The organism is Pseudomonas tructae, from assembly GCF_004214895.1.
Lineage (GTDB): Bacteria > Pseudomonadota > Gammaproteobacteria > Pseudomonadales > Pseudomonadaceae > Aquipseudomonas > Aquipseudomonas tructae.
This window is the reverse complement of sequence record NZ_CP035952.1, coordinates 613,922-628,762: the sequence shown is the minus strand read 5'-3', so window position 1 is coordinate 628,762 and position 14,841 is coordinate 613,922. Positions and strand designations below refer to the sequence as shown.

Annotated in this window: 16 protein-coding genes; 12 read left to right on the top strand and 4 right to left on the bottom strand. The window is 62.9% G+C overall.

All coding sequences use genetic code 11. The annotated features are described in order from the left end of the window. Window positions 1-72: 72 nt before the first annotated feature. Together EXN22_RS02930 and rpmE are read right to left on the bottom strand one after the other, a co-directional pair. Complete coding sequence (locus EXN22_RS02930) at window positions 73-894, bottom strand: thermonuclease family protein (RefSeq protein WP_130262470.1); 822 nt, start codon at window positions 892-894, stop codon at window positions 73-75. 2 nt (window positions 895-896) lie between these two features. Further along, entirely contained in the window at window positions 897-1,112 is a 216-nt protein-coding gene (gene rpmE, locus EXN22_RS02925) for a 50S ribosomal protein L31 (RefSeq protein ID WP_130262468.1), read from the bottom strand. Window positions 1,113-1,283: 171 nt separating this feature from the next. Here rpmE and EXN22_RS02920 point away from each other — a divergent pair, with 171 nt between their 5' ends. From EXN22_RS02920 to EXN22_RS02910, 3 genes are all read left to right on the top strand, one after another. Continuing rightward, complete coding sequence (locus tag EXN22_RS02920) at window positions 1,284-3,503, top strand: primosomal protein N' (protein WP_130262466.1); 2,220 nt, start codon at window positions 1,284-1,286, stop codon at window positions 3,501-3,503. Window positions 3,504-3,664: 161 nt separating this feature from the next. Beyond that, window positions 3,665-5,401 carry an arginine--tRNA ligase gene (argS, locus tag EXN22_RS02915; protein WP_130262464.1) on the top strand — a complete coding sequence of 579 codons (1,737 nt, stop codon included), beginning with the start codon at window positions 3,665-3,667 and terminating at the stop codon, window positions 5,399-5,401. A gap of 1 nt (window position 5,402) precedes the next feature. Beyond that, window positions 5,403-6,092: an SPOR domain-containing protein gene (locus EXN22_RS02910; RefSeq protein WP_130262462.1), complete on the top strand. Its 690-nt coding sequence runs from the start codon at window positions 5,403-5,405 to the stop codon at window positions 6,090-6,092. A gap of 48 nt (window positions 6,093-6,140) precedes the next feature. Here EXN22_RS02910 and EXN22_RS02905 read toward each other — a convergent pair whose 3' ends face one another. After that, window positions 6,141-6,560, bottom strand: a complete 420-nt coding sequence (locus EXN22_RS02905; RefSeq protein ID WP_130262460.1) for an NINE protein — start codon at window positions 6,558-6,560, stop codon at window positions 6,141-6,143. A gap of 169 nt (window positions 6,561-6,729) precedes the next feature. Between EXN22_RS02905 and EXN22_RS02900 the strand changes: the two genes are divergently transcribed. Further along, window positions 6,730-7,443 carry a C40 family peptidase gene (locus tag EXN22_RS02900; RefSeq protein WP_407691954.1) on the top strand — a complete coding sequence of 238 codons (714 nt, stop codon included), beginning with the start codon at window positions 6,730-6,732 and terminating at the stop codon, window positions 7,441-7,443. Here EXN22_RS02900 and EXN22_RS02895 read toward each other — a convergent pair. After that, window positions 7,440-8,468 (bottom strand): type IV pilus twitching motility protein PilT, encoded by a 1,029-nt coding sequence (locus tag EXN22_RS02895; protein WP_130262456.1) that lies wholly within the window; start codon window positions 8,466-8,468, stop codon window positions 7,440-7,442. The two genes, EXN22_RS02900 and EXN22_RS02895, sit on opposite strands and share 4 nt — an antisense overlap. Window positions 8,469-8,534: 66 nt before the next feature. On the opposite strand from EXN22_RS02895, the gene EXN22_RS02890 reads away from it, so the two are divergent. The 8 genes from EXN22_RS02890 to hemW all read left to right on the top strand — a co-directional run bounded on the left by EXN22_RS02890 (window position 8,535) and on the right by hemW (window position 14,835). Further along, complete coding sequence (locus EXN22_RS02890; protein WP_130262454.1) at window positions 8,535-9,221, top strand: YggS family pyridoxal phosphate-dependent enzyme; 687 nt, start codon at window positions 8,535-8,537, stop codon at window positions 9,219-9,221. Window positions 9,222-9,259: 38 nt separating this feature from the next. After that, window positions 9,260-10,078 (top strand): pyrroline-5-carboxylate reductase, encoded by an 819-nt coding sequence (proC, locus tag EXN22_RS02885; RefSeq protein ID WP_130262452.1) that lies wholly within the window; start codon window positions 9,260-9,262, stop codon window positions 10,076-10,078. A 10-nt stretch (window positions 10,079-10,088) separates the two neighbouring features. Beyond that, a complete protein-coding gene (locus EXN22_RS02880) occupies window positions 10,089-10,679 on the top strand; it encodes a YggT family protein (protein WP_045193962.1) in 591 nt (196 codons plus the stop codon). Window positions 10,680-10,804: 125 nt separating this feature from the next. Next, window positions 10,805-11,944: a homoserine O-succinyltransferase MetX gene (gene metX, locus EXN22_RS02875; RefSeq protein WP_130262450.1), complete on the top strand. Its 1,140-nt coding sequence runs from the start codon at window positions 10,805-10,807 to the stop codon at window positions 11,942-11,944. A 7-nt stretch (window positions 11,945-11,951) separates the two neighbouring features. Then, the gene (gene metW, locus EXN22_RS02870; RefSeq protein ID WP_130262448.1) at window positions 11,952-12,572 is read left to right on the top strand and encodes a methionine biosynthesis protein MetW; all 621 of its coding nucleotides are present in this window, start codon (window positions 11,952-11,954) and stop codon (window positions 12,570-12,572) included. 24 nt (window positions 12,573-12,596) lie between these two features. Beyond that, window positions 12,597-13,031, top strand: a complete 435-nt coding sequence (locus EXN22_RS02865; protein ID WP_130262446.1) for a DUF4426 domain-containing protein — start codon at window positions 12,597-12,599, stop codon at window positions 13,029-13,031. Continuing rightward, a complete protein-coding gene (gene rdgB, locus EXN22_RS02860; protein ID WP_130262444.1) occupies window positions 13,028-13,624 on the top strand; it encodes an RdgB/HAM1 family non-canonical purine NTP pyrophosphatase in 597 nt (198 codons plus the stop codon). The genes EXN22_RS02865 and rdgB overlap by 4 nt, the downstream gene beginning before the upstream one ends. Continuing rightward, window positions 13,621-14,835 (top strand): radical SAM family heme chaperone HemW, encoded by a 1,215-nt coding sequence (hemW, locus tag EXN22_RS02855; RefSeq protein WP_130262442.1) that lies wholly within the window; start codon window positions 13,621-13,623, stop codon window positions 14,833-14,835. The genes rdgB and hemW overlap by 4 nt, the downstream gene beginning before the upstream one ends. Window positions 14,836-14,841: the final 6 nt, after the last annotated feature.

Here is a 14,841-nt window from a genome sequence, read left to right as displayed (position 1 = left end):
ACTTTCCGCCAAGAGCCGCAGCCTGCAAGGCTTTCGATGTGTACAATCGAAATAAAAAATGTAGACAATATTTTATCTTTCGACCCTTTCCAGCATCGAAGGATCAGTCAATGGCAGCAGCCAGCGCTGTTGCCCAGGTTTCAAGCCGCCTTTGCGGGAACGATCCAGCACCCAGCCGCGCGCTTCGATGGATCGACCTTTCAGATCGGTGAGGAACGAGGAGGGGAAGTTGCGCTGCAGGCGCGCCGGTACCTGAAGCACCAGGGAGTCGTCGATTTCGATCCAGATACCCCCGCGATTGCGCTCGATATCCATCACCTTGCCACTTATCAGCGCAAAACCAGACTGACGTATTTCCCTCGCCGGCGTCAGTTGAGATTGCCGCCAAAGGCCTTTGCCGGCCTGACGAGCGGCGCGCTCGGCCTGTTCCTGACAGCTCGTCAGCGAGATGTTTGGCGCCACCGCGACACGGTAGCCAAGGCCTTCACTGAGCAGTTGTGCTTCAAAATTGTCGCCAGAGCGGCTGTAGACGTGCGCCAGGGTACGGCCGTATTTGTCCCGCGACTCGACACCCGGAACCAGGCTGACCTGGCCACCACTGGCCTTGACCAAGGCCTGCAAGCGCTGGCGAGCGGCCTCGGCGAAGGCCTCACTGGTGCGACCTTTGCGCCCCATCTCCGGCGCATTGATGCCGATCAGGCGAACGCTACGGCCGTCACTCAGCCGCAACGTATCGCCGTCGACCACCTGGCGCACGCTGACCACTTGCGCATCGACCGGCGCTGCGCAGAACGCCTGGGCCGGGAACTGCCAAATCGCACCCATAAAAAAGGCGCCCACGAGGGACGCCTTTTTCAGCAGCAATGCCAAACCCATGGGGCCAGCGTCGCGCAATCTTACTTCTTGGCACCGAACATGCCGAAGCGATCTGCGAACTTCTGTACGCGGCCGCCGGTGTCCAGGACCTTCTGCTTACCGGTGTAGAACGGGTGGCAGAGGTTGCAAACGTCGATCGGCAGTGGCTTGGCCAGAGTCGAACGAGTTACGAATTTGTTACCGCAGCTGCAGGTAACGTCTACAGCTTCGTATACCGGATGGATATCGGCTTTCATGGTGTTTCCTCAGTGCTGACGTGCCGCCACTCAACACCATTGTTGAATACCGCACGCAAAATAGGGTCCGAATGATACCAGAGCAAACAGCCAACGCAAGTTGTCGCTTACACCGGCGGTCGTCTGCTAGGCTCGCCGAGTCTTGGAATCCCCCTGCAGAGAACCTTTCGCGTGTCCGACGTCATTCTACGCCTTGCCCTGCCCTCGCCCCTGCGGCGGCTGTTCGACTACAGGGCACCGGCGAGCATGGCGCGCCAGGCACTGACCCCGGGCATGCGTATCCGCGTACCGTTCGGTCGGCGCGAGATGATCGGCATCCTCATCGAGATTAGCGACACCAGCGAGGTCCCGGCCGACAAACTGAAACCGGCAATCGCCTTGCTCGACCCGGTGTCGCCGCTGCCAACGGCGCTGTTCAAGCTGTGCCTGTGGACAGCGCAATATTATCAGCACAGCCTCGGCGACACCCTGAGCTGGGCCCTGCCGGTGCTGCTGCGCCAGGGTGAACCGGCGCAAGCGCGCCAGGAACGCTTTTGGCAAGTAGTACCGGGCGCCCGCCTGGACGACCCACGCATCGCCCGCGCGCCGCGTCAGCGCGAGGCCCTGGCAACCCTGGCGCAGCACCCCCACGGCGTTGCCCATGGCGTGTTGAGCAAACTGATGCTGAGCAAGGACAGCCTCGACCTGCTGCTGGCCAAGGAACTGGTGCAGGTCGAAGTGCGCCGCCACCTGCCCCAGGAGCGCCACGAACGTTGGCTGGCGCAGCCGGAGCTGCCCCTTAATGATGAGCAGCGCGCCGCGTTCAATGCGGTGCGTTCAGGTTTTGACAGTTTTCATGCCTTTCTCCTGGCCGGGGTCACTGGCAGCGGCAAGACCGAGGTCTACCTGCAACTGATCCGCGAAACCCTCGAAGCCGGCAAGCAGGCGCTGATCCTGATTCCGGAAATCAATCTGGGGCCGCAAACCCTGGCGCGCTTCGAACAACGCTTCAACGCCCGCATCGCCTTGCTGCACTCGGCGGTCAACGATCGAGAGCGCCTGGATGCCTGGCTGGCTGCTCGCGATGGTGAAGCCGACATCATCATCGGCACCCGCTCGGCGCTGTTCACGCCGATGAAAAACCCCGGGCTGATCATCATCGATGAAGAACACGATGGTTCTTATAAACAGCAGGAAGGCCTGCGCTACCACGCCCGCGACCTGGCGCTGGTACGCGCGCGCCAAGAAAACATTCCGATCCTGCTGGGTTCGGCCACGCCGTCACTGGAGAGCCTGCACAATGCCCACAGCGGTCGCTATGGCCTGTTGCGCCTCAATCAGCGGGCCGGCGGCGCCCAGCAGCCGCGCTTCTTGCGCCTGGATGTAAAAAGCCGGCCACTGGACAGCGGTATCAGTGGGCCGATGCAGCAAGCCATTGGCCAGACCCTGGCGGCGGGCCAGCAGGTGCTGGTGTTCCTCAACCGTCGCGGCTTTGCCCCGACACTGCTCTGCCATGACTGCGGCTGGATGTCCGAGTGCCCCCGCTGCGATGCACGAATGACCGTGCATCAGCGTTCCAATGAACTGCGTTGCCACCACTGCGGCTATGACGAGCGGGTGCCACGCCAGTGCCCGCAGTGCAACAAGGTCGACCTGCGACCCGTCGGCGCCGGCACCGAACGCGCCGAAGAACGCCTGAGCATTCTTTTTCCGGATTACCCGGTGCTGCGCGTCGACCGCGACAGCACCTCGCGCAAGGATGCAATGAATCAACTGTTCGCCACCATCCAGCGCGGCCAGCCGTGCATCCTGGTCGGCACCCAGATGCTCGCCAAAGGGCACCACTTTCCGCGAGTGACCCTGGTGTCGATCCTCGATGCCGACGGCGGGCTGTTCTCGGGGGACTTTCGCGCCAGCGAGCGCATGGCACAGATGATTGTCCAGGTTGCCGGGCGCGCCGGCCGCGCCGAAGAGCCGGGTAAAGTGATCATTCAGACCCACCTGGCCGACCATCCTTTGTTGGTGCAACTGACCGAGCAGGGTTACTTCGCCTTTGCCGAGCAAGCCCTGAGCGAGCGCCGCGCCGCCGGCCTGCCGCCGTTTGCGCACCTGGCCTTGTTGCGCGCTGAAGCGCACAAGCCGGGGCAAGCCGAAGGTTTTCTCGATGAGGCCTGCAGCGCCGCCGAGCAGTTGCTGGCCGAACAAGGCCTGCACGGTATCGAACTGCTCGGTCCGGTGCCCGCGCCCATGGAGCGCCGTGCAGGGCGCTTTCGCGCGCAATTGTTGCTCCAGGCCAATGCCCGGGCACCTTTGCATCGACTGATCAGCGCCTGGTTGCTAGTGTTGGAGCAGATGCCGTCCGGGCGCCAGGTGCGTTGGTCGCTGGATGTCGATCCGGTGGACTTGTATTGATCCATCGCGGGGCAAGCCCGCTCCTACACCACCCTGTAGGAGCGGGCTTGCCCCGCGATAGCACCCCAAAGGTTGGCAACCTCGCCCCGGCAACGGATAATACCCAGTTTTTCCACCTGCGCATCGAAGCGCCGCCGCGCTTGCGGTCGAAAGAGAAGCCCATGAAAGACACCATTCGCCAGCTGATCCAGCAAGCCCTCACCCAACTCGTCACCGACGGTGTGCTGCCTGAAGGGGTGACGCCGGCGATCCAGGTGGAGAACGCCCGGGACAAGACCCACGGCGACTTCGCCAGCAACATCGCGATGATGCTGGCCAAGCCCGCTGGCATGAAGCCTCGCGATCTGGCCGAGAAGCTCATCGCCGCCCTGCCGGCCGACGAGCAGGTCAGCAAGGTCGAAATTGCCGGCCCCGGCTTTCTCAACTTCTTCCAGAACACCCAGGCCCTGGCTGCGCGCCTGGATGCTGCCCTGGCCGACGCCAAGCTGGGCGTGCACAAGGCCGGCCCGCAGCAGAAGGTGGTGGTCGACCTGTCGGCACCGAACCTGGCCAAGGAGATGCACGTTGGCCACCTGCGCTCGACCATCATCGGCGACGCCGTGTCGCGCGTGCTGGAGTTCCTCGGCGATGACGTGATCCGCCAGAACCACGTCGGCGACTGGGGCACCCAGTTCGGCATGCTGATGGCCTACCTGCAAGAGAACCCGATCACCAGCGACGAGCTGTCGGACCTGGAGAACTTCTACCGCGCCGCGAAGAAACGCTTCGACGAATCCGAAGAGTTCGCCGACCGCGCCCGTGGCCTGGTGGTCAAGCTGCAAGCCGGCGATCCGGAATGCCTGAAGCTGTGGACCCGCTTCAAGGACATCTCGCTGTCGCATTGCCAGAAGACCTACGAGCTGCTCAACGTCAAGCTGACCATGGCCGACGTCATGGGCGAGAGCGCCTACAACGACGACCTGGCCAATGTCGTCAACGACCTCAAGGCCAAGGGCCTGCTGGTCGAGAGCAAGGGCGCCCAGTGCGTGTTCCTGGAAGAGTTCAAGACCGCCGAAGGCGAGCCACTGCCCGTGATCGTGCAGAAAGCCGATGGCGGCTACCTGTACGCCACCACCGACCTCGCCGCCGTACGCTACCGCAGCAATGTGCTCAAGGCCGATCGCGCCCTGTACTTCGTCGACCAGCGCCAGGCACTGCACTTCAACCAGGTGTTCGAAGTGGCCCGCCGCGCCGGTTTCGTCGGCCACCCGATGCAGATGGAACACATGGGCTTCGGCACCATGAACGGCGCCGACGGCCGTCCGTTCAAGACCCGCGACGGCGGCACGGTGAAGCTGATCGACCTGCTGACCGAAGCCAAGGAGCGCGCCTACGCCCTGGTCAAGGAGAAAAACCCGGAGCTGGCCGAGGCCGAGCTGCGCACCATCGGCGAAGTGGTGGGGATTGGCGCGGTGAAATACGCCGACCTGTCCAAGCACCGCACCAGCGACTACAGCTTCAACTTCGAACTGATGCTCAACTTCGAGGGCAACACCGCACCTTACCTGCTGTACGCCTACACCCGCGTTGCCGGCGTGTTCCGCAAGCTGGGCAAGCACTTCGATGAAGTTGACGGCCAGATCATCCTGCAAGCCCCCCAGGAGCAGGACCTGGCTGCGCGCCTGGCGCAGTTTGGCGAGATCCTCAACAACGTCGCCGAAAAAGGAACGCCACACGTGCTGTGCGCTTACCTGTACGACGTTGCCGGCCTGTTCTCCAGCTTCTACGAGAACTGCCCGATCCTCGGCGCCGACACCCCTGAACAACAGCAGAGCCGCCTGCGCCTGGCAGCACTGACTGGCCGCACCCTCAAGCAAGGTCTGGAGCTGCTCGGCCTGGAAACCCTGGAGCGCATGTAAGTTGGCTGCCAAGAAAAAACCCGCCCCCAAGCGCGGCGCCAGTCGCTATCAGCCACCGGCCAAGCAACCGATCCCGGGCTGGCTGTGGCTGGCAATCGGCCTGTCGGTGGGCGCCTTTGTCGTGTTCCTGATGAAGCTTGAGCCTGGCAACGACGAGGTCAAGCGCACCAAGCCCGAGCAGCAGAAAGCCGAGAAGGTCGCCGAAGCCAACAAGACCGCGCCAAGCCCGCAGCAGCCGGTAAAACCCAAGTACGACTTCTACACCTTGCTGCCGGAATCGGAAGTGATTGTGCCGCCTGAAGCCGTGCCGGAGAAAACCCCGCCGGTGCCGGCGCAACCTCCGGTCACCCCGGCAGAAGCTGCGAAGATCGACACCGCCCGCGCCCAGGCAGCGCTACTGGGGCAGACGCCACCACCCGCACCACCGGTGATCAAGCCGGCGGCCACCACCCAGTTCTTCCTGCAAGCCGGCTCGTTCCGCAAGCAGGCGGATGCCGACAAGGTCCGCGCGCAGATCATCCTGCTCGGACAGGCGGTCAAGGTGGAGTCCGGTACGGTGAAGGAAGAAACCTGGTACCGCGTGCTGGTCGGCCCGTTCAGCAACCGTGAACAGCTGACCGTGGCGCAGAAGCAACTGGCCGGCAGCGGCTTCAGCAACTTGCTGTTGCAGCAGCGCCAGACCCGCCAGTAACCCCGCCCCAAGGCCTTGTCGCAGTGCACTGCGACAAGGCCTCAGGCTTCAGCGCCGCTGGGCGTTGGCCAGTGACACCTGGGTATTGAGCGTCCAGAAGTCATACAGCACACCCACCAGAAACAACCCGCCGGTGCACAGATAGATCAAGCCCGTGATCCACTTGCCCTGGTACATGCGGTGCACGCCAAACACACCCAGGAATGTCAGCAGGATCCACGCCAGACTGTAGTCCAGAGGACCCGGTTGAAAGCGCAGGTCGGCTTCGCGGTCCATTGCCGGAATCAGGAACAGGTCGATCAACCAGCCGATGCCGAGCAGGCCCAGGGTGCAGAACCAAAGGGTGCCGGTGACCGGCTTGCCGTAATAGAAACGGTGCGAGCCGGTAAAGCCGAAAATCCACAGCAGATAGCCGATCACTTTGCTGTGGGTATCGTGTACCGAACCGCCCTGTTGATAACTGTTCATTCATAGCCCCTGTGGGTTATCGATAAATTTTCTAAAGAAAAATGTGACTTTTGCGTGGCAACCCGACGTGTGGTCATTTGTCGCCCTGCCGCCCGCAAACCCCTACCCCATCTGGCTCGCGCCTTTCCAATGCAGGCAAATCGCCGCTTTTGCCGGTTTTTGCCAGCCCCTGGAGTCGACCAACGGATCAAAATTTGATCAAAAAGCTGTTATAAAGTTGCGCGCCAACTCACCTAGAGCCCTGCCTATGCGTCCTTTTTTCAAGACATGGCTGACCATCTGCCTATTATTGCCACTGGCTGCCCACGCCACCAATCGTGAGCAACGGTTACCCAACGGTTTCTCCGGGTATACCTCCAATTCCACTGCTACGCGCCCACACAAGAGCGTCGGTAGCAGCAAAGTCCAGCACAACCCCAAGCGCAGCAGCCGCTCGAGCACGCCGCTGCCGGTCGCCGCTGCCATGTCGCCGCAACAGAGCAGCGATGTGCTCAGCCGCGCGGTCAACGTGCTCGGCACCCCGTACCGCTGGGGCGGTAGCAGCCCGAGCAAGGGCTTTGACTGCAGCGGCCTGGTCAAATACGCCTTCAACGACATCGATGAAGTCGACCTGCCACGCACCTCCAATGCCATGGCCAGCGGCCACGGCATCAAGGTCGACCGCAACGACCTCAAGCCAGGCGACCTGATTTTCTTCAACATCAAGAGCCGCCGGGTCAACCATGTCGCCATTTACCTGGGTAACGACCGCTTCATCCACGCCCCGCGTACCGGCAAGCGGGTCAGCATCGACACCTTGAACAAGCCTTACTGGCAAAGCCGTTACGTCGTTGCCAAACGCGTTCTGCCCAAAAGCCAGCAACTGGCCCTGGCCAAGCGCTAGAACTGCCCCGGCGCCCGCTCCGGGGCGCTGTCAGGGCTGATCAGCCCTCGGCGCAGCAGATCCTGCAGGCAACCTTCCAGGGTTTGCATGCCCTGCGCCCCACCTGTCTGAATCACCGATTGCAACTGCGCCACCTTGCCCTCGCGGATCAGGTTGCGCACGGCAGGTGTTGCCAGCAGAACCTCATGGGCCGCCACCCGGCCACCGCCAACGCGTTCGATCAGCACCTGCGACACCACCGCCTGCAACGCCTCGGCGAGCATGGCACGCACCCACTGCTTCTCTTGGGCAGCAAACACATCCACCAAGCGGTCGATGGTTTTTGCTGCCGAGCCGGTGTGCACCGTGGCCAGCACCAGGTGCCCGGTTTCCGCCGCAGTCAGGGCCAGGCCGATGGTCTGCGGGTCACGCAGCTCCCCGAGCATGATCACATTCGGATCCTGGCGCAACGCGGCGCGCAAGGCCTGGGCAAAGCCATGGCTGTGTCGGCCGATTTCGCGCTGGCTGATCCGGCTGCGCTGCGAGCGGTGGATAAACTCGATGGGGTCCTCGAGGGTAACGATATGCAGCGACCGCTCACGGTTCAGGTGATCGACCAATGCTGCCAGGGTGGTTGATTTACCCGAACCGGTGGGCCCGGTGACCAGCACCAGCCCGCCCGGCAGTTCGGCAATCTGCCGAAACACATCCCCGAGACCGAGCTCGGCGAGGCTGCTGACCTGTGCCGGAATCACCCGCAGCACTGCAGCGGCGCCCTGGTGTTGCTGGAATGCATTGACCCGAAAGCGCGCCAATGCTGGCACGGCAAAGGCAAAGTCGATATCCAGATGTGTTTCAAAATCCTTTTGCTGCGCGGCGGACATGAGCTGAGCGAGCAATTCATTCATCTGCCCGGGTGTCAGCCGTGGCAGCGTCATCGGCCGCAAACGCCCTTCAAGCCGTAGCGCCGGGACCTCGCCCGCTGCCAGGTGCAGGTCGCTGGCGCCAGCCTGCACTGCCAGCGCCAGCAGTTGCGTCACATCCATGAGACTCCCCAAAGGCCGCCAAGCAGGTAGAATGCCGCAGACCCAAAGAGCCGCTGGCATCGATCAATGTCCACCATAGCAGACAACCTTTCCACCCTCGCCGCACGCATCCGTGCCGCCGCCCTGGCCGCCGGGCGCGAGCCTGCGGCGGTGCAGTTGCTGGCCGTGAGCAAGACCAAACCCGCCGCTGCCGTGCGCGAAGCCTTCGCCGCCGGCGTACGCGATGTCGGTGAGAATTACCTGCAGGAAGCGCTGAACAAACAGGCCGAATTGACCGACCTGCCCTTGACCTGGCACTTCATCGGCCCCATTCAGTCGAACAAGACTCGTGCGATTGCCGAGCACTTTGCCTGGGTACATTCCGTGGACCGCTTGAAAATCGCCCAACGCCTGTCCGAGCAACGCCCTGTCGACCTGCCTGCATTGAATATCTGCCTGCAGGTCAACGTCAGTGGCGAAGCGAGCAAGTCCGGCTGCACCCCCGAAGAGTTGCCAGCCCTGGCCCGCGCCATTTCCGCGCTGCCACGCCTGCGCCTGCGCGGGCTGATGGCGATTCCCGAGCCGACCGACGACGAGGCGGCCCAGCAAGCGGCCTTTGCCCGGGTTCGCGAGTTGCAGGCGAGCCTGGGCTTGCCACTCGATACCTTGTCCATGGGCATGAGCCATGACCTGGAAGCCGCAATTGCCCAGGGCGCAACCTGGGTGCGTATCGGCACTGCGCTGTTCGGTGCCCGCGACTACGGCCAGCCCTGACCCATGCTTATTCCCTCTTTCCCTATCAAGGACCTGACATGAGCAAGACTCGTATTGCCTTTATCGGCGCCGGCAACATGGCTGCCAGCCTGATCGGCGGCCTGCGCGCCCAGGGCCTGGAAGCTTCGCAGATCCGCGCCAGCGACCCGGGCGCCGAGCAGCGGGCAAAAATCCATGCCGAACACGGCATCGAGATGTTCGCTGACAACGCCCAGGCCATCGAAGGCGCCGACGTGGTGGTGCTGGCGGTCAAACCGCAGGCAATGAAGGCCGTGTGCGAGGCCCTCAAGCCGAGCCTTGTGCCTGAGCAACTGGTGGTCTCGATTGCCGCCGGGATCACCTGTGCAAGCATGAACAACTGGCTTGGCGCCCAGCCGATCGTACGCTGCATGCCCAACACCCCGGCGCTGCTGCGTCAGGGCGTCAGCGGCCTGTTCGCCACCGCCCAGGTGACGCCGGCTCAGCGTCAGCAGGCCGAGCAACTGCTGTCGGCCGTGGGCATCGCCCTGTGGCTGGACAACGAACAACAGCTCGATGCAGTGACCGCGGTGTCCGGCAGTGGCCCTGCGTATTTCTTCCTGCTGATCGAGGCCATGACCGCCGCCGGTGAAAAACTTGGCCTGCCACGGGAAACCGCCGCCAAGCTGACCCTGCAAACCGCCCTGGGCGCCGCCCACATGGCTGTCAGCAGTGACGTCGACGCCGCCGAACTGCGCCGCCGGGTCACCTCGCCGGCCGGCACCACGGAAGCGGCGATCAAGTCGTTCCAGGCCAATGGATTCGAAGCGCTGGTGGAACAGGCGCTGGGTGCCGCCGCGCACCGCTCGGCTGAAATGGCCGAACAACTGGGCAACTAAGGAGCCGAACATGATCGGATTGAACACCGCTGCAATCTATGTACTGCAGACCCTGGGCAGCCTCTACCTGCTGATCGTGGTCCTGCGCTTTGTCCTGCAACTGGTGCGTGCGGACTTCTACAACCCGCTCAGCCAGTTCGCCGTACGCGCCACCCAACCGCTGCTCAAGCCGATGCGCCGGGTGATCCCGAGCCTGTTCGGCCTGGACATGTCGTCGCTGCTGCTGGCGATCATCATCCAGCTGCTGGTGATGGGCCTGACCTTGCTGCTGGCCTACGGCACCACCGGCAACCCGCTGCAGTTGCTGGTCTGGTCGATCATCGGGGTGACGGCGCTGTTCCTGAAGATCTTCTTCTTCGCCCTGATCATCAGCGTGATCCTCTCGTGGGTCGCACCGGGCAGCCACAACCCAGGCGCCGAGCTGATCAACCAGATCTGCGATCCGTTCCTCGCACCGTTCCGGCGTATCCTGCCGAACCTGGGCGGCCTGGATATCTCGCCGATCCTGGCATTCATGGCGCTGAAGCTGATCGACATGCTGGTGATCAACAACCTGGCGGCGATGAGCGGGATGCCGGAGATTCTGCGCCTGCTGGTCTGATCTATCGCGGGGCAAGCCCGCTCCTACAGCACGTCAGTAGGAGCGGGCTTGCCCCGCGATACGCTCCTTGCCCCCCACCCCGGTGGTCTTTAGACTTACGCCTCATTCAAGCGTGAGCAGGGTCGATGTCCACTGTCTTTCCCGAAGATTCGGTCGGTCTGGTAACACCGCAACTGGCGCAATTCAGCGAGCCGCTGGCGCTGGCATGCGGTCGCTCGCTGGCCTCCTATGAACTGATCTACGAAACCTACGGCACGCTCAACAGCAGCGCCAGCAACGCCGTGCTCATCTGTCATGCGCTATCCGGCCATCACCATGCGGCCGGCTATCACAGCCCCGACGACCGCAAACCGGGCTGGTGGGACAGCTGCATCGGCCCCGGCAAGCCGATCGATACCAATCGCTTCTTCGTGGTCAGCCTCAACAACCTTGGCGGTTGCAACGGCAGCACCGGCCCCAGCAGCCTCAACCCGCTCACCGGCAAGCCCTATGGCGCCGATTTCCCGGTATTGACCGTGGAAGACTGGGTACACAGCCAGGCGCGCCTGGCCGATCGCCTGGGCATCGCGCAATGGGCCGCCATCGTCGGTGGCAGCCTGGGTGGCATGCAAGCACTGCAGTGGACCATCACCTACCCCGACCGCGTGCGTCACTGCCTGGACATCGCCTCGGCACCCAAGCTCTCGGCGCAGAACATCGCCTTCAACGAGGTGGCGCGCCAGGCCATCCTCACCGACCCTGAATTCCACGGCGGCTCGTTCCAGGATCAGGGCGTGATCCCCAAGCGCGGCCTGATGCTGGCGCGCATGGTCGGCCACATCACCTACCTGTCCGACGACTCCATGGGCGAAAAATTCGGCCGTGAGCTCAAAAGCGACAAGCTCAACTACGACTTCCACAGCGTCGAGTTCCAGGTCGAAAGCTACCTGCGCTATCAGGGCGAAGAGTTCTCCGGCCGCTTCGACGCCAACACCTACCTGCTGATGACCAAGGCCCTGGACTACTACGACCCGGCCGCCAGCCACGGCGGCGACCTGGCAGCGACCCTGGCCCATGTCACGGCAGATTACTGCGTGATGTCGTTCACCACCGACTGGCGCTTCTCGCCAGCACGCTCGCGGGAGATCGTCGACGCCCTGATCGCCGCACGCAAGAACGTTTGCTACCTGGATATCGACTCGCCCTATGGCCACGATGCCTTCCTGATCCCGACCCCGCGCTACATCACGGGTTTCACGAACTACATGAACCGCATCGTCTGCTGAGGACCTTATGAGAGCCGACCTGGAAATCATCCAAGACTGGATCCCCGCCGGCAGCCGGGTACTCGACCTCGGTTGCGGTAGTGGCGAGCTGCTGGCGTCGCTGCGCGACCACAAGCAGGTCGCAGGCTACGGCCTGGAAATCGACCCTGACAACATCGCCCAGTGCGTGGCCAAGGGCGTCAACGTCATCGAACAGGACCTCGACAAGGGCTTGGGCAACTTCGCCAGCAACAGTTTCGACGTGGTGGTCATGACCCAGGCCCTGCAGGCCGTGGAGTACCCTGACCGGATCCTCGACGAGATGCTGCGCGTGGGCCGCCAGTGCATCATCACTTTCCCCAACTTCGGCCACTGGCGCTGCCGCTGGTACCTGGCGACCAAAGGTCGCATGCCGGTATCCGACTTCATGCCGTATACCTGGTACAACACGCCGAACATCCACTTCTGCACCTTTGAAGACTTCGAGGCCCTGTGCGGCGAACGCCGCGCCCAGGTCCTCGACCGCCTGGCGGTCGACCATTTGCACCGCCACGGGTGGGCGAGCAAGCTATGGCCTAATCTTCTAGGTGAGATCGGCATTTACCGTGTCAGCAGCCCCGGCCTTACCGAACACAAGGTCGCGGTTTAACCCGCACACTGGAGGAGAACGATCATGGGTCGCTTGTTGAGCTGTTTACTGGTTGCCAGCCTGAGCCTGTCGGCAGTCGCCGCCGATGCCATCAAGGGCGAGCGCAAGGAAGTGTTCGGGGATACCACGGTGCACTACAGCACCTTTATTTCAACTTTTCTGACGCCCGAAACCGCCAAGGCCACTGAGCTGGTTCGCAGCAAGAATCAGGGCGTGATCAACGTTTCGGTCATCAAGGCCGGCAAGCCGATGGTCACCCAAGTCAGCGGCACAGTCAAAGACCTGACCAGCAACTCGGTACCGTTGAAGTTCAAGCAGATCAACGAACAAGGGGCGATCTACTACATTGCCCAATATCCGGTTCCGCAGCAGGAAACCCGCACCTTCACCATCAACGTTGGGGTTGATGGCAAGACCGAAACCATCAGCTTCAACCAAGAGCTTTTCCCAGGGCAATGATGACTTTTCAGCAAATCGTACTGGCCAGCCACAACGCCGGCAAACTCAAGGAACTGCAGGCCATGCTCGGTGACACCGTGCAACTGCGTTCCATTGGCGAATTCAGCAGCGTCGAACCGGAAGAAACCGGTCTGTCGTTCGTCGAGAACGCCATTCTCAAAGCGCGCAATGCCGCGCGTATTTCCGGCATGCCGGCGCTGGCCGACGACTCGGGCCTGGCCGTAGACTTCCTTGGCGGCGCGCCCGGCATTTATTCAGCGCGTTACGCCGATGGCAAGGGCGATGCGGCCAACAACGCCAAGCTGCTCGATGTGCTCAAGGATGTCCCGCAGGAGCAGCGCGGCGCCCAGTTCGTCTGCGTGCTGGCCCTGGTGCGCCACGCCGACGACCCGCTACCGATCCTCTGCGAAGGCCTGTGGCACGGCCGCATCCTGACCCAGGCCAGCGGAGAACACGGTTTTGGCTACGACCCGCTGTTCTGGGTACCGGAGCGCGACTGCTCCAGCGCCCAGCTGAGCCCTGCCGACAAGAACCAGATCAGCCACCGTGCCCGCGCCATGAGCCTGTTGCGTCAACGTCTGGGCCTGGCATGACCGATCGTTCGCCGGCACAGCCACTGCACCTGGGCGAGGCTGGCTTTACTTCCCAAGCACCGCGGGTGGCCCTGCCACAGTTGCCACCCCTGGCGCTGTACATTCATATCCCCTGGTGCGTGCGTAAATGCCCGTACTGCGACTTCAACTCCCACACCGCCAGCCCCGAGCTGCCTGAAGAAGCCTATGTCGACGCTCTGCTGGCCGACCTGGACCAGGAGCTGGGCGCCGTCTATGGCCGCCCGATCAGTTCGATCTTCTTTGGCGGCGGCACCCCGAGCCTGTTCAGCGCCCGCGCCCTGGGCCGCTTGCTGGTGGGTGTGGAGCAGCGCATCGCGTTTGCCCACGACATTGAGATCACCCTGGAAGCCAACCCCGGGACCTTCGAACAGGAGAAGTTCAAGGCTTACCGGCAGTTGGGCATCAATCGCCTGTCGATCGGCATCCAGAGTTTCCAGCAGGCCAAGCTCGAAGCGCTCGGGCGCATCCACAACGGTGACGAGGCCATTCGCGCCGCCGACATGGCGCGCAACGCAGGCTTCGACAACTTCAACCTCGACCTGATGCACGGCCTGCCCGACCAGTCGCTGGACGACGCCCTCGGCGACTTGCGCCAGGCCATCGCGCTGAACCCAACGCACTTGTCCTGGTACCAATTGACCCTGGAGCCGAACACGGTGTTCTGGAACCAGCCACCGCTGCTGCCCGAGGACGACATCCTGTGGGACATCCAGGAAGCGGGACAAGCGCTGATGGCCAGCCATGGCTACCGCCAATATGAAGTCTCAGCCTACGCCCTGCCCGGCCGCGCGGCCCGCCACAACCTCAATTACTGGAGTTTTGGCGACTTCATCGGCATCGGTGCCGGCGCCCACGGCAAGCTCAGCCACCCGGACGGGCGTATCCTGCGCACCTGGAAGACTCGCCTGCCCAAGGACTACCTGAACCCGGCCAAGGCCTTCAAGGCCGGCGAGAAGCTGCTGCCGGTGGATGAGCTGCCCTTCGAGTTCCTGATGAACGCCCTGCGCCTGACCCAAGGCGTGGACGCCGATCAATTCAGCCTGCGCACGGGGTTGCCGCTGGAACAGCTAGCCGAGGCCCGTCGCGAGGCCGAACAAAAAGGCCTTTTGCAGGTCGAAACCTCGCGACTGGTCGCCACCCCACGAGGCCAGCTGTTCCTCAACGACCTGCTGCAGTATTTCTTGACCTAAGGATTG